Source organism: Streptomyces sediminimaris (assembly GCF_047049295.1).
GTDB classification, from domain to species: Bacteria; Actinomycetota; Actinomycetes; order Streptomycetales; family Streptomycetaceae; genus Streptomyces; species Streptomyces sediminimaris.
The window spans coordinates 6,285,057-6,298,861 of the sequence record NZ_JBJWOT010000001.1 but is presented as its reverse complement, the minus strand read 5'-3'; the positions used below and the strand labels follow the sequence as shown (position 1 = coordinate 6,298,861).

Here is a 13,805-nt window from a genome sequence, read left to right as displayed (position 1 = left end):
GCACCCCAGCTCCTTATGCCGTAAAGTATTCCGGGCAAAAGAGTCACGGGAGACGTCACGGCCGGCGCGGCAGCATCGGCCCGGCGGCGCCCCTCGCCATCCGCCCCGATCGCGCGAAGGAATCCATGAACAGCTTGCCGATCTGGCTCCTGCACGTCAGCCGGACAGAGCAGATCACCCCACACATGGCACGCATCACTCTCACCGGCGACGACGTCCGGGGCTTTGCCCTCACCGAACCCGACCAACAGGTCAAGCTCTACTTTCCGCGCCCCGGGCAGCCCCGGCCGCTCCTGCCGGAGGTCACCGAGACCACCGACCTCACGACCTGGTATCAGGCGTTCAGCGCCATCCCGGAGGACGAGCGGCCGTGGATGCGCAGTTACACGATCCGCGCGCACGACCCGGCCACCAACTCCCTCACCTTCGACTTCGTCCTGCACCGGCATGCCGGGCCGGCCACTCGATGGGCGATGGACGCCAAGGAGGGCGACTGCCTGGGCGTGTTCGGGCCCAGCGACTATTTCGCGCGCCCCAAGCCGCTGTCCGCGTCGCTCGCGGAGGCCGACTGGGTACTGCTGGCCGGTGACGACGCCGCCGTCCCCGGGATGGCGACGATCGCCGAGAGCCTGCCGTCCGGCACGCGTGCACTGGCGTTCATCGAGGTCCAGGACGCGGCCGACGAACAGCCGCTGCACACCGAGGCCGACCTGACCACGACCTGGCTGCACCGTGGCGCGACCCAGCCGGGCTACAGCGAGGCGCTCGCCGACGCACTGCGGGAGGCCGCGCTGCCCGACGGCGAGGGGTTCGCCTGGCTCGCCGGCGAGGCAGGCCTGGTGCGCCGGATGCGGCGGCACCTGGTGGACGACCGCGGCATGCCGAAGAGCCGGATCGAGTTCTCCGGCTACTGGCGCCTGAAGCTCACCCAGGACGACGCCCCCACCGCGGAGGATCTCGCGGAGGCGCAGGAGCGCCTCGCCGAGGCACAGGCCCAGGCCTCCTGACTCGCCGTTCACCGGCCGGGACGCGCCGCCCGCCGCCGCGTCCCGGCCATTCGATCTCCGCGCCGCCAAGACCGAAATCAACCCGACCGGTCGTTTCAAGCCGACCGATCATCGACCCTGCGGAAGATCGGAATTTCTTGCTACGCTCACACCCATGATCGGAACTGATCCGATAATATGTGCGTGGCATAGCCAGTCGACCATCGCCGGACGGCGAGGAGGTTTCTCGGCTTTTTGCCTGGCCACTATATGAACGGGGGTTTTGATATGACGTTGATCATTTCGGGCAATCAGACCCGTCCCAGATATCGCGCCCTTTAGCGCGTATTTTCACAGCGGGCGGGCCTTCGAATCTCCCAGCGCTCGGCCGCTCCAGCGCACGGCCGCGGTCGGCATACCGTGCCCACCGGCGCTTCGCCGCGTCCGTCGCCCGAATCACCTCAACCACGCGGCCTCTGCACGCCCAGAGGCATGACCAGCGCCGGGAAGAGAGGTTCGTATGCAGCACCCCGTGGACCGCACTCAACGGAGCCGCCCGCGTACCAGCGCACCCCTTCGGAGGAACCGCACCGATGGAGGGCGGCAAGGCAATGACATCCTCACGACACGCGTGGGACTGAGAATCCCCGCCGCCCTCACATTCGAACGATGGCAAAACGTAGGTTCGCAGATCTCACGCATCGTCGACTCCTCGGCCTGGTGCCTCGGCGACTGGCTGGTGTACGGGCAGGAGGAGTTCTCGGACCGCTATCTGCGGGCGATCGAGGCCTGCGGCCTCGACTACCAGACGCTGCGCAACTACGCGTGGGTCGCCCGCAAGTTCGCACTGAACCGGCGGCGTGAGACGCTGAGCTTCCAGCACCACGCCGAGGTGAGTTCGCTGCCGCCGTGCGAGCAGGACAAGTGGCTGGACCTGGCCGACGAGTTCAACTGGTCACGCAACGAACTGCGCCGCAACATCCGCTCCCATCGGCAGAGCGACGGCAAGGGCGAACCGCCGAAAGACTATCTGCCCAAGCTCAGCGCCCCGGCTGACCGGGTGCAGCGGTGGCGCAAGGCCGCCGAACTCTCCGGTGACAAGTTCGAGCAGTGGGTGCTCCGGGCCCTCGACGAGGCGGCGTTGGCCAGCCTTCCGGGGTGACACCCGCCAGGGCGGGGGAGGCGGGTGCCCGCCTCCCCCGCCCTGCGTCTGCCCTACTTCCAGGCGCGCAGCACCCCGTGCGGTGTCCACGTCTCGCCCGGCAGCCGTTCGACCCGCTGGAACCCGGCGCTGCGCAGCCACTCCTCGTACTGCCCCCAGTGGTAGAGGGTGCTGTCGGGCGCCGGCAGCGTGGCGAAGTAGACGTTGTCGAGCGCGGCATACAGCGGCCCGTCCCCGGTGTCGTCGGAGAACGCGTTGAAGATGAGTACCTGCCCTCCCGGTGGCAGGCAATCGAACGCCTTGCGCAGCAGGGCCGCGTTCTGTTCGGGAGACCAGATGACGAGCTGGTTGGCGAACAGCACACAGTCGTGGCCAGACGGGAACTCGTCGGCGAAGATGTCCCCCGCCCGTACAAAGATACGGCCGTCCAGTCCGCGCTCGGCGATCCTGCGGGTCGCGATGTCGAGCGCGCCGGGCATGTCGACCACCGTGAAGGACGTCCCCGGGTTCGCCTCCGCCAGCGCGATCGCGTTCACCCCGTCACCGCCGCCTACGTCCAGCACCCGGGACACCCCGCTCAGATCGGCCCGGTCCACCAGGACCGGGTTCGACAGCCGCGACCATGAGCGCATGCACCGGTAGAACAACGCCTCCAGTTCCGGATGAGACGCCAGCCGGTGGTACAGGTCGCCGCCCTCGCCCGGGATGCGGCGCAGGCCGACGTTGGTGTTCTGCCGCAGCGCCTCCACCAGGTCGGCGGCGGCCGGCATCGCGATCCGCTCCTCGAACCGCACGATGTCCTCGATGATGCTCCAGGTGCCGTCGGAGAGCATCGAGTCGATCAGCTCGGCGTTGAGGTAACGGCGGCTGTGGCGAACGGTCAGACCAAGCGAGGTCGTGCCCAGCAGCAGGATCTGCGCCGCCCGCGGTTCCAGCTTCAAACCGGCGCACACCTGCTCCGCAGTCAGCGGCCCATCCTGATGCAACCGAGTGAACAGGCCGAGTTCGCAGCCGGCGTGCAGCAGGTGGAAGGCGGAGGCGCCGAAGAGGATCCGGGTCAGGTCTTCTTGGTCGACGGGACGGGCCTTGGCCATATGCGCTCCCTCGTGGGGTCGGTGATCGATGGGGTGACAGCAGGGCCGGGGGGCAGCAGGGGCGGCCCGCTCTACAGGAGCGACCTCACGGACCACAGCTCCGGGAAGAACCGGTGCCCGCTGATCCTCTCCAGCCACGACACGCCGTCGGTGCCGCCCGTGCCGGGTTTGCCCCCGAGTACGCGCTGCACCACCGTCAGATGGGTGTAGCGCCATCGGGCGAAGGAGTCGGCGGCATCGGTCAGCGCCTCTCCGAGGAGGAACAGCGGGTGGTGCGCGGCGCTGTTCTCGTACACCTCGCGCCAGGCCCGCTCGACACTGTCGTCGGGTTCGTACGGCGCATCGCGCGGGCGCGCGAGTACGGCATCCGCGACCGGAAGACCGCGGCGGTGCAGCAGGACCAGCACGGCGTCGTAGAGGCTTGGCTCGTGCAGCTGCCGGGACACCGCCTCATGGCTCGACGCTTCCCGGTGCGGCAGCACCATCCGCGGATTCTTGTTCCCGAGCAGGAATTCCAGCCGTCGGTACGAGGCGGACTGGAAACCCGAGGCGGTGCCCAGCACCTCGCGGAACTCGGCGAATTCCGTGGGCGTCATCGCACTGAAGAAGTCCCACGACGACAACGCCACCTGCTGCACCCGAGCAGCCCGGCGCAACGCCCACAACGCGGCGTCCACGTCGTCGTCGGCCAGCCGGTCGCGGGCCGTCGTAAATTCGATGTGCAGCAGTTTGAAGAGGAGTTCCATGACCTGGCTCATGATGATGAAGCCGGGCTCGGTGGCCGCTGCGGTGCGCGGATGCTGCAACGCGAGGAGGGCGTCCATCTCCGCGTACTCGGCGTACGCCGTCGGGGACGCGTCCGCCGCCCCGCCGTAGGGGCAGCGCCTCACCACCGCGTCGTCCCGCCCGTCAGCCGGTCGCGCGGCGGTCATCCGGTGTCCCTCCGGGTCCGTGCAGGGTCAGGGCCTTGTGGTACATCGTCGTCAGCAGGGGGCCGATGCCGTCCGGCCTGGAGCGGTACCGCTCGCCGAAGCGGCGGTGGTACTCGGTGAACCAGTCCGCCCGTTCACCGAGGAAGAGGATGTCGTGCACCGCCATCGCCCGCACCGCGACCAGCGGAACCGGTGACAGGCTGACCTTGAAGGCGGGGTTGCGGGCCGCCGGCTCGTCACACTCCGGATGGAACTGGCCGATCATCAGGCCGCGTTCCACGCTCTCGGTCTTGACCTGCGCGTGAGCCTCGTCGAGCAGCGCGAACGCCTCGGGCGACAGATCCGGCAGCACGATGATCAGCGACCGCAAAGCCGGGTTCGACGTCGGCCGGCCCAACTGCTCGAACTCGTCCAGACCACAGCGGATGACCTCTTTGATCAACGACAGACTGGCGGCGGGACCCACCAGGCGCACCGCCGTCTCGACCGCGTGGACCCGCCGGGCCGGCGCCACGAAGGGACAGACCGCACCGGACCGGCCGAGCTGCTCATGGGGCTGGGTGACATAGGAATTCAGCCATTCGTCGACGCTGTCGAGGGCTTTCACCACGTCGACTGCCAACACATCGATTGACATTACTGTCGATTTCCCCTCCGACGGCACCATCAAGAAATGAGCGCACGCGTTCGCCGACATGTCCCGCACCGATTGGCTCGCGAAACCATATCGGCGGCCGGAAAGACGTACCAAGGAAAGCTCTACCGGGACGCCCCCGCACTGGCGAGCGGGAATGCGTTGGGTGTCCCGCCGGCGGGACACGGTATGCCCCGCCCGCAATCATGGAAATGCGGTGTCCACCATCACCCGAAACACCTCGGAGAAAACGTGCTCTTCCCGGTCGATCCCTGGATCCGCGGCTTCGGTCTCGCGCCTGCCGCGCCCTCGCGGCTCCTGTGCTTCCCCCACGCCGGCGGCACCGCGGCCTATTACCGTCCGCTGGCGGCGGCGCTCGCTCCGGACGTCGACGTGCTCGCCGTGCAGTACCCGGGCCGGCAAGAACGCTTCCAGGAGCGGCTTGTCGACACTGTCGGCGAGCTGGCCGACCACGTGGCCGACGCGGTGCGTCCGCTCCTGCACCACCAGCCCCTGTCCTTCTTCGGGCACAGCATGGGAGCCGCTGTGGCCTACGAGGTGGCGCTCCGGCTCCAGGCTCGCGGCCACCCGCTGCGGACCTTCTTCGGCTCCGGCCAGAGCACTCCCTCGGCCCGCCGCGACCGCGGAGTCCACTCCCTGCCCGACGACCTGCTGGCCGCGGAACTGGAGCGCCTGGGCGCGACGGACCCGGCCATCCTCGCCAACCGTGAACTGCTCGGCGTCCTGCTGCCCGCCATCCGGTCCGACTACCGGGCCATCGAGACATACCGCCGGAGCGACGAGCCGACCCTCGACTGCCCGATCGTGATCCTCACCGGTACCGCCGACCCGTACGTGCGGCCCTCGGAGGCGGCCGCCTGGTCCGGCCTCACCCGCCACGACTTCGCATTCCACGAACTGCCCGGCGACCACTTCTTCCTGGACGCCCAGCGCGACCGCGTGTGCGAGATCCTGCGCAGGCACCTCATCCTCTCCCCCACGGCGGACCGCCGCTGACGCCGACGGCGGCACGCACAGGGGGCGAATCAAGCGCCGACGTAGGCGGCCAGATGCTCGCCGGTCAGGGTGGAGCGGGCGGCGACGAGGTCGGCAGGGGTGCCCTCGAAGACGATGCGGCCGCCGTCGTGGCCGGCGCCCGGGCCGAGGTCGATGATCCAGTCCGCGTGCGCCATCACCGCCTGGTGGTGCTCGATGACGACGACCGACTTACCGGAGTCGACCAGCCGGTCCAGCAGCCCGAGCAACTGCTCGACGTCGGCGAGGTGCAGACCCGTCGTCGGCTCGTCCAGGACGTAGATCCCTCCCTTGCCGGCCATGTGCGTAGCCAGCTTCAGCCGCTGCCGCTCACCGCCGGAGAGCGTGGTCAGCGGCTGCCCGAGGGTCAGATAGCCGAGCCCGACGTCCGCGAGCCGGCCGAGGATGGCATGAGCGGCGGGAACACGCGCCTCACCGGCACGGAAGAACTCCTCCGCTTCTGTCACCGGCATCGCCAGCACCTCACTGATGTCCCGCTCGCCGAGCCGGTACTCCAGCACCGCGGCCTGGAACCGCTTGCCCCGGCACTCCTCGCACGTGGTGGCGACTCCGGCCATCATCGCCAGGTCGGTGTAGATCACCCCGGCGCCGTTGCAGGTGGGGCAGGCACCCTCGGAGTTGGCACTGAACAGGGCAGGCTTGACGTCGTTGGCCTTGGCGAAGGCCTTGCGGATCGGCTCCAGCAGACCGGTGTAGGTGGCGGGGTTGCTGCGCCGCGAACCGCGGATGGGCGCCTGGTCGACCGACACCACACCCGCGCCCGCCGGGATCGACCCGTGCAGCAGCGAACTCTTGCCGGACCCGGCGACCCCGGTCACCACGGTCAGGACCCCGAGCGGGACGTCGACGTCGACTCCCTGGAGGTTGTTCGCTGTCGCCCCGCGGATCTGCAGCGCGCCGTCCGGCTTGCGCACCGACTTCTTCAGCGACGCCCGGTCGTCGAAGTGACGGCCGGTCAGCGTGCCGCTGGTCCGTAGCCCTTCAACGCTGCCCTGGAAGCAGACGGTGCCACCGGCCGTCCCGGAACCGGGTCCCAGATCGATCACATGGTCGGCGATGGCGACGACTTCCGGCTTGTGCTCCACCACGAGCACGGTGTTGCCCTTGTCCCTCAGCCGCTGCAGCAGGCCGTTCATCCGCTGGATGTCATGGGGGTGCAGACCCGTGCTCGGCTCGTCGAAGACATAGGTGACGTCGGTGAGCGAGGAACCGAGATGGCGCACCATCTTCACGCGCTGCGCCTCACCGCCCGACAGCGTGCCCGCGGGCCGCTCCAGCGACAGATAGCCGAGTCCGATCTCGACGAACGAGTCGAGCGTCTGCTGCAGTGTCGCCAGCAGGGGTGCGACCGACGGCTCGTCCAGTCCGCGCACCCACGCGGCCAGGTCCCGGACCTCCATCGCGCACGCGTCGGCGATGTTGATCCCCTTGATCCTGGACGCCCGGGTCGCCTCGCCCAGCCGGGTCCCGTCGCAGTCGGGACAGGTGACGAAGGTGACCGCCCGCTCCACGAACGCCCGGACGTGCGGCTGCAGCCCGTCCTTGTCCTTGGCCAGCATCGACCTGCGCACCTTTGGGATCAGTCCCTCGTACGTGACGTTGATGCCGTCGACCTTCACCTTGGTCGGCTCGCGGTGCAGGAAGTCGTGCCGTTCCGTCTCGGTGTAGTCGCGGACCGGCTTGTCGGGGTCGACGAAACCCGACGCGGCGAAGATCCGCACGAACCAGCTGCCCGCCTTGTAGCCGGGGACGGTGATCGCGCCCTCGTTGAGCGACTTGCTCTCGTCATAGAACTGGGTCAGATCGAGGTCGGTCACATGGCCCATGCCCTCGCACCGGGGGCACGCACCGGCAGGCTGGTTGAAGCTGTAGTGGAACGGAGGCCCGGCGCTCGGTTCGCCGAGCCGGCTGAAGACGATCCGCAGCATGGCGTTGGCATCGGTCGCGGTGCCGACGGTGGAGCGTATGTTGGCGCCCATCCGCTCCTGGTCGACGATGATCGCCATGGTCAGCCCCTCCAACACGTCGGCCTCAGGACGCGCCAGCGTCGGCATGAAGGTCTGCACGAAGGCGCTGTACGTCTCGTTGATCAGACGCTGCGACTCCGCGGCGATCGTGTCGAACACCAGCGAACTCTTGCCGGACCCGGAGACGCCGGTCAGCACCGTCAGCCGCCGCTTTGGGATTTCGATGCTTACGTCCTTGAGGTTGTTCACCCGCGCGCCTTGCACGCGGATCATGCCGTGGCTGTCGGCGATGCAACGCGGCGCGCTCGACGTCGTGTCCGTCCTCGCGGCCATGCTCATTCTTGTCTCCCTCTGTCCCGCCCGGGCCAACGTCACGTCCTCATCCCCCGCCGTCCGAACCGATCTAACCAGTCACAGAAGCGCGCGCCGAGAGGAGAGTTGACGATGCACCGGGGCCGCCTGCGGGAGGTGAACCCACAACGGCCAGGTGGGCCGGAATCAGCCATGACAGTCTTCATGAACCTGTCATCTCGCGACGGCCACCGTCGGTTGCGGCCAAGATCTCGAGACCTTCAGGAACCCATCGGCCACAGCCCGCCCCTTCCCTTGCGACACCGCCCCCGCGCCAACGAACTCCTCTACCGGCGGCCCGCCCGCTGCCGAGCCACTCTCGACGTCGGAGCCGACCCGGTCATCGTCACCCAGTGGATCAACGAGGCGCAGAGAGCCAAGGAAGGGGCACGCAAGAAAGTGAGCGGCCACGGTGCTCCCGGGCGACCTCGATGCCTTTGACGGTCAGCCGACGGCTACATCCGGAGTACGAGACGGTGACGAACCCGGCCAGGTCACCGGCGGCCCCAAGGGCGACGAAGGCGCGGGAATCCCCGTCATCGCCCTCATCACCGTCATCCGTCCGATTCGTCGTCGGGGTCCCCGGGGCACGGGTCACGTCTCGGGCTCTTGGTGGGCCGGTCGTGGATCGCTAAAGGATGTTGCAAAGGCCGTGTTCGGGCAGGCCAGGGACTGTGGTTGGGGGACGACCGTCAGTTGCGCCGCCCACGTGAGGCGCGGGCCAGTTGGGCTCGTACTTCGGCTTCGCGGCGCCGATCGCCAGTCTCTCGAAAGAGGGCAGCAGCGGTGGAAAGAGCCTCGACGGCTTCGTCGAACCTGTGTACCTGGCACAGGCTGAGCCCGACATTCTACCAAGCGATGCCTTCGCCGTAGCGGTCACCCAGCTCCCGGGAAAGCGACGCATCCTGGGTGCCGACGTCAGCAGCCTCGTCGAATCTGCCTTGTTCGGCGAGGGTTTGGCCGAGCAAATCCAGCGTGGAGGCGGCACTGTGGCGGTCGCCGGTTTCCCTGAAGAGGCGGGCAGCGGTGGTGAGCGGAGTGACGGCCTTGTCGAAGCTCCTCTTCTGAAGCAGCAGTTGCCTTCCCAGTACCCTGGCCCGGCCCAGACTGTCTCCTACCTCTTCGAAAAGAGCTGCAGCGTCGGTGAGGACGTTGACGGCATCCACGATTTTCTCCATGAATGCCAGAGCCTGTCCGAGATTAGTCAACGTTATGGCTTCAATGTGGCGGTCTCCGGTCTCGCGGCACAGATCGAGAACCGCTGTGCGGGTCGATGGCGACGTTCGGCAGGTCGCCGCCCGCCGCAGAGCCTTGGTCGAGTCGGTAGGGGCGTTGGGGTCGACCTCGGCGGCGGCCGTGTCCTTGGCAATGGTGACCGGCTTGCTCCAAGTGCGGCCCTGGTCGGTCGACTTGACGACGGCGAAGTGCAGGTCGGTGGGCGTGAAGGTGCCGGAGGTGTAGTCGATGCCGTACGTCTGCCAGTCGAAGACGTCGCAGAGGGGGTCGGTGCGCGGGTCGACGACGATGACGTTCCCGCGAAGTGGTGTAGGAATCCGGACCGTTGCGCTCCGACGACCGGCTCCGTGGCGGACGCCGTCAGGAGTTCGCCGGCCACTTCCGCGCCGCCCGCAGCGGCGGAAGCGGTGCTCCGCCGGCCCGGCGATCCCAGCGCAGGCGTGACCTGTGAAGTCGCCCCCCGCGTCGCTACACCACTTCGCGGGACGCGACCCAAATCACGGCGCTCGCTGATCTCTTCCGGAACATCTGATCAGCACGACTCAGTAGGCTGCGTTCGGCGTCGCCTGCCCTCGGCGCCCCAGCGATGCTCGCCACGTCGGCAGGGTCCGGCCTGCCCGACAAGGCGCCTGACATCCCATCAGAACGAGCGTCAAATGAGCGTCACGAGCGTCATTTCGGCGTCAAGATATCGCCCGTAACGCCCACACCGCACATAATGCGCACGAGCAAAACCGCAGGTCAGGATCCCTTGGCCACCGGCTCAAGGATGGCAACGCACTCCAGATGATGCGTCATCGGGAACAGATCGAACGCCCGCAGCGTCCGCACCCGGTAGCCGCCGTCGCGGAAGTACGCCAGGTCCCGGGCCAGCGCGGCCGGGTCGCAGGCGACGTAGGCGATGCGGCGCGCGCCGAGCGACGCCAGGTGCGCCACGGTGTTGCGGCCCGCTCCGGCCCGCGGCGGGTCCAGGACGATCAGGTCGACCTCGGTGATTCCGGTGCGCGGCAGGACGGACTCGACCTTGCCGTGCTCGACGCGCACGCGGTCGAAGTTCTCGAGGTTGTGCCGGGCGTCCTCCACCGCGCGCTTGCCGGACTCGATGCCGAGCACCGCGCCCCGTTCGCCGAGCCGGTCGGCCAGCGCGCCCGCGAACAGCCCCACGCCGCAGTACAGGTCGAGCGCCGTCTCGCCCTTGCGCGGGAGCAGTCCCTGCATGACGGCCGTCACCAGGGTGTCCGCCGCCCTGGGGTGGACCTGCCAGAAGCCGCCGTTGCCGACCCGGTAGGTGCGGCCGTCCGCGCGCTCACGGACGAAGGGGCGGCCGTGCACCCGGTGCACCCCGCCGTCCTTCTCGCCGACCCGAAGCACCGACACCGGCCGGTCCAGCTCCACGATCGGCAGGCGGGCGCCCGGCCGCGGTGTGAGGACGACCTGACGGTCCTGCGAACCCGTCGCGGCGATCGCGTCGATGGCGGCCATGCCGCTCCAGTCGCGCTTCTCGATGCCCAGCTCGCTCACTCCGGCAGCGGCGATCATGCAGTGGTCGATCGGTTCCACCTCGTGCGAACGGTGGCGGCGCAGTCCGGCGTGGCCGTCCGCGTCCACCGCGTACTGCACGCGCGTGCGCCAGGCGGGCACCTCGCCCGCGGGCAGCTTGTCACCCTCGGCCGGCATCACGGTGCCGTCCCAGCCGGCCTCCTCGGGCGTGAGGCCGGCGAGCCGCCGCAGCTGCTCGGCCAGCACCTCGCCCTTGAGCCGGCGCTGGGCGCCCGGCTTCGCGTGCTGCCAGTCGCAGCCGCCGCAGCGGCCGGGACCGGCGTAGGGGCAGGGCGCCTCGATGCGGTCCTTGGCGGCGGTGAGGATCTCGACCGCGTCCGCGCGCAGGTACCGGGCGCCTTCCTCGCCCTCGGTGACCCGTGCCACGACCAGTTCGCCGGGCAGCGCGTGCCGGACGAACAGCACCTGCCCCTCGGACGTACGGGCGATGCAGTGCCCGCCGTGGGCGACGGGGCCGACCTCGACCTCGTACTCCTCCCCCACCAGCGACTTCTTCGGTTCTGCCTGCATGGCGGGGTGACTCCACTACGTCGGATGCGAATACGCCGGGTGCGAAACGGCCGGACAACAGCCCACCAGTCTACGTGTGGGGGTCGTCCGGCCGCCCACCGGCGAGCGTCAGCCCTGGCCGCCGGTGGGCTCCTTCGGGCGGCCCGACTGGGCCGGACCGCGCCGCACCGAACCCGGCGCGCTCCAGTCCTGCCGCCTGCGGGCCCGCAGCTTCGCGGCCTCCGAGGACTCCAGCTGGTAGGGCACGGAGGTGACCATGACGCCCGGCGTGAACAGCAGCCGGCCCTTCAGCCGGAGCGCGCTCTGGTTGTGCAGCAGGTGCTCGTACCAGTGGCCGACCACGTACTCGGGGATGATCACGGACACCGCGTCCCGCGGCGACTCGGTGCGCAGGCCCTTGACGTATTCGATGATCGGCCGCGTGATCTCGCGGTACGGCGAGTCCAGCACCTTCAGCGGTACGTCGATGCCGCGCCGCTCCCACTCCTGCTTCAGCGCCTTCGTCTCCGCGGGGTCGACGTTGACGGTCAGTGCCTCCAGGGAGTCGGAGCGCATGAGCTTGGCGTAGGCGAGGGCGCGCAGCGTGGGGCGGTGGATCTTGGAGATCAGCACCACCGAGTGCACGCGGGAGGGCCGCACGCTGTCGTCGCTCGGGCCCTCGGGGGCCGCGATCTCGGACGAGACCCGGTCGTAGTGCTTGCGGATGGCCGTCATCGTCGCGTAGAAGACGCACATGCCCATCAGCGCCACCCAGGCGCCGTGCGTGAACTTGGTGACCAGCACCACCACCAGCACCAGACCGGTGAAGAAGGCGCCGAAGGTGTTGATGGCCCGCGAGCGGATCATGTGGCTGCGCCTTGCGGGGTCCTTCTCGGTCGCCAGGTGGCGGTTCCAGTGCCGGACCATGCCGGTCTGGCTGAGCGTGAAGGACACGAACACGCCGACGATGTAGAGCTGGATCAGCCGGGTCGAGTCGGCGCCGTAGATGACGACGAGCAGGGTCGCCGCGCCGGCCAGCAGCACGATGCCGTTGGAGAAGGCGAGCCGGTCGCCGCGGGTGTGCAGCTGGCGGGGCAGGTAGCGGTCCTGGGCGAGGATCGAGCCGAGCACCGGGAAGCCGTTGTAGGCGGTGTTGGCGGCCAGGAACAGCACCAGCGCGGTGGCCGCGGCCAGCACCACGAAGAAGAAGCTGCCCTTGCCGAACACGGCCTCGGCGACCTGGGTGATCACCGGGTTCTGGACGTAGCCCGAGCCGACGCCGACACCGTGCTTGAGCAGGTCGGTGGCCGGGTTCTCGACCATCCGGACCTTGGTCGTCAGGGCCAGGGCGATGATGCCGCAGAACATGGTGACGGCGAGCAGGCCCATCATCGCGAGCGTGGTCGCGGCGTTCTTCGACTTGGGCTTCCGGAAGGCGGGCACGCCGTTGGAGATCGCCTCGACACCGGTGAGCGCGGCACAGCCGGAGGAGAAGGCCCGCAGCATCAGGAAGATCAGCGCGAACCCGGCCAGCCCCTGGTGCTCGGCCTTGATGGTGTACGCCGCCGTCGGCGCCCGCATGGTGTCGCCGAGCACCAGACCGCGGAACGCGCCCCACGCGATCATGATGAACACGCCGCCGACGAACACGTACGTCGGGATCGCGAAGAGCTTGCCGGACTCCTTGACGCCGCGCAGGTTCATCAGCGTCAGCAGCACGATCACCGCGACCGCGCAGAAGACCTTGTGCTGGACCACGAAGGGGATGGCCGAGCCGAGGTTCTCGATGCCGGAGGCGATCGAGACGGCGACGGTGAGGACGTAGTCGACCAGCAGGGCGCTGGCCACGGTCAGGCCCGCCTTGGCGCCCAGGTTGGTGGTCGCGACCTCGTAGTCGCCGCCGCCGCTGGGGTAGGCGTGCACGTTCTGCCGGTAGGAGGCGACGACCGTGAACATCAGCACCACGACCGCGAGCGCGATCCAGGGGCTGAAGTGGTACGCCGACACGCCCGCGACCGAGAGGACCAGCAGGACCTCACCGGGGGCGTACGCCACCGAGGACAGCGGGTCGGAAGCGAAGACGGGGAGGGCGATGCGCTTCGGCAGGAGCGTTTCGCCGAGCCGGTCGCTGCGCAGTGCGCGCCCGATCAGAATCCGTTTGGGCACGTCGGTCAGTTTGGACACAACAGGTAATCGTAGGCGTTCGAACGCGCGCCGAACCACCTGCCCCGCCCTCGGCCGTCCCCGAGCGGGGGGCGGCCGCCGCGGATCTGCCCTCCGGGTGAAAACACGGAGGCCACGGCTGCGGATTCGGCGGCCCGCCGCCGCGTCATGTCTA

The 13,805-nt window shown here is 69.0% G+C and carries 10 protein-coding genes; 3 read left to right on the top strand and 7 right to left on the bottom strand.

Annotation, left to right across the window (positions count from 1 at the left end; translation table 11 throughout):
* The first annotated feature begins 125 nt into the window (after nucleotides 1-125).
* On the top strand, nucleotides 126-1,007 hold the full coding sequence (locus tag ACJ9NR_RS29210; protein WP_412491983.1) for a siderophore-interacting protein: 882 nt from the start codon (nucleotides 126-128) through the stop codon (nucleotides 1,005-1,007).
* 610 nt (nucleotides 1,008-1,617) lie between these two features.
* Nucleotides 1,618-2,148: an LmbU family transcriptional regulator gene (locus ACJ9NR_RS29205; RefSeq protein ID WP_412491984.1), complete on the top strand. Its 531-nt coding sequence runs from the start codon at nucleotides 1,618-1,620 to the stop codon at nucleotides 2,146-2,148.
* Between the two features lie 53 nt (nucleotides 2,149-2,201).
* On the opposite strand, the gene ACJ9NR_RS29200 is transcribed toward ACJ9NR_RS29205, so the two are convergent.
* The 3 genes from ACJ9NR_RS29200 to ACJ9NR_RS29190 form a co-directional block, all read right to left on the bottom strand.
* Nucleotides 2,202-3,242, bottom strand: coding sequence for a methyltransferase (locus ACJ9NR_RS29200; RefSeq protein WP_412491985.1), 1,041 nt, complete (start codon nucleotides 3,240-3,242; stop codon nucleotides 2,202-2,204).
* Nucleotides 3,243-3,313: 71 nt separating this feature from the next.
* Nucleotides 3,314-4,174: a tryptophan 2,3-dioxygenase gene (locus ACJ9NR_RS29195; protein WP_412491986.1), complete on the bottom strand. Its 861-nt coding sequence runs from the start codon at nucleotides 4,172-4,174 to the stop codon at nucleotides 3,314-3,316.
* The gene (locus tag ACJ9NR_RS29190; protein ID WP_412491987.1) at nucleotides 4,152-4,871 is read right to left on the bottom strand and encodes a DUF6875 domain-containing protein; all 720 of its coding nucleotides are present in this window, start codon (nucleotides 4,869-4,871) and stop codon (nucleotides 4,152-4,154) included. The genes ACJ9NR_RS29195 and ACJ9NR_RS29190 overlap by 23 nt, the downstream gene beginning before the upstream one ends.
* A 189-nt stretch (nucleotides 4,872-5,060) precedes the next feature.
* Between ACJ9NR_RS29190 and ACJ9NR_RS29185 the strand changes: the two genes are divergently transcribed.
* Nucleotides 5,061-5,825 (top strand): thioesterase II family protein, encoded by a 765-nt coding sequence (locus ACJ9NR_RS29185; RefSeq protein WP_412491988.1) that lies wholly within the window; start codon nucleotides 5,061-5,063, stop codon nucleotides 5,823-5,825.
* 29 nt (nucleotides 5,826-5,854) lie between these two features.
* Here the strand turns inward: ACJ9NR_RS29185 and ACJ9NR_RS29180 are convergent, their stop codons facing one another.
* From ACJ9NR_RS29180 to ACJ9NR_RS29165, 4 genes are all read right to left on the bottom strand, one after another.
* Nucleotides 5,855-8,170 (bottom strand): ATP-binding cassette domain-containing protein, encoded by a 2,316-nt coding sequence (locus ACJ9NR_RS29180; protein ID WP_412491989.1) that lies wholly within the window; start codon nucleotides 8,168-8,170, stop codon nucleotides 5,855-5,857.
* Nucleotides 8,171-9,030: 860 nt separating this feature from the next.
* A complete protein-coding gene (locus ACJ9NR_RS29175) occupies nucleotides 9,031-9,360 on the bottom strand; it encodes a tetratricopeptide repeat protein (protein WP_412491990.1) in 330 nt (109 codons plus the stop codon).
* A 799-nt stretch (nucleotides 9,361-10,159) separates the two neighbouring features.
* Nucleotides 10,160-11,488, bottom strand: a complete 1,329-nt coding sequence (locus tag ACJ9NR_RS29170) for a class I SAM-dependent RNA methyltransferase (protein WP_412491991.1) — start codon at nucleotides 11,486-11,488, stop codon at nucleotides 10,160-10,162.
* 108 nt (nucleotides 11,489-11,596) lie between these two features.
* A complete protein-coding gene (locus ACJ9NR_RS29165; RefSeq protein WP_412491992.1) occupies nucleotides 11,597-13,651 on the bottom strand; it encodes an APC family permease in 2,055 nt (684 codons plus the stop codon).
* Nucleotides 13,652-13,805 lie beyond the last annotated feature (154 nt).

What these genes read in the sequence shown, in the direction of transcription:
- ACJ9NR_RS29195 (WP_412491986.1), bottom strand. Translation starts at nt 4,174, where the DNA reads ATGACCGCCGCGCGACCGGCTGACGGGCGGGACGACGCGGTGGTGAGG.
- ACJ9NR_RS29200 (WP_412491985.1), bottom strand. Translation starts at nt 3,242, where the DNA reads ATGGCCAAGGCCCGTCCCGTCGACCAAGAAGACCTGACCCGGATCCTC.
- ACJ9NR_RS29180 (WP_412491989.1), bottom strand. Translation starts at nt 8,170, where the DNA reads ATGAGCATGGCCGCGAGGACGGACACGACGTCGAGCGCGCCGCGTTGC.
- ACJ9NR_RS29210 (WP_412491983.1), top strand. Translation starts at nt 126, where the DNA reads ATGAACAGCTTGCCGATCTGGCTCCTGCACGTCAGCCGGACAGAGCAG.
- ACJ9NR_RS29170 (WP_412491991.1), bottom strand. Translation starts at nt 11,488, where the DNA reads ATGCAGGCAGAACCGAAGAAGTCGCTGGTGGGGGAGGAGTACGAGGTC.
- ACJ9NR_RS29175 (WP_412491990.1), bottom strand. Translation starts at nt 9,360, where the DNA reads ATGGAGAAAATCGTGGATGCCGTCAACGTCCTCACCGACGCTGCAGCT.
- ACJ9NR_RS29190 (WP_412491987.1), bottom strand. Translation starts at nt 4,871, where the DNA reads ATGTCGGCGAACGCGTGCGCTCATTTCTTGATGGTGCCGTCGGAGGGG.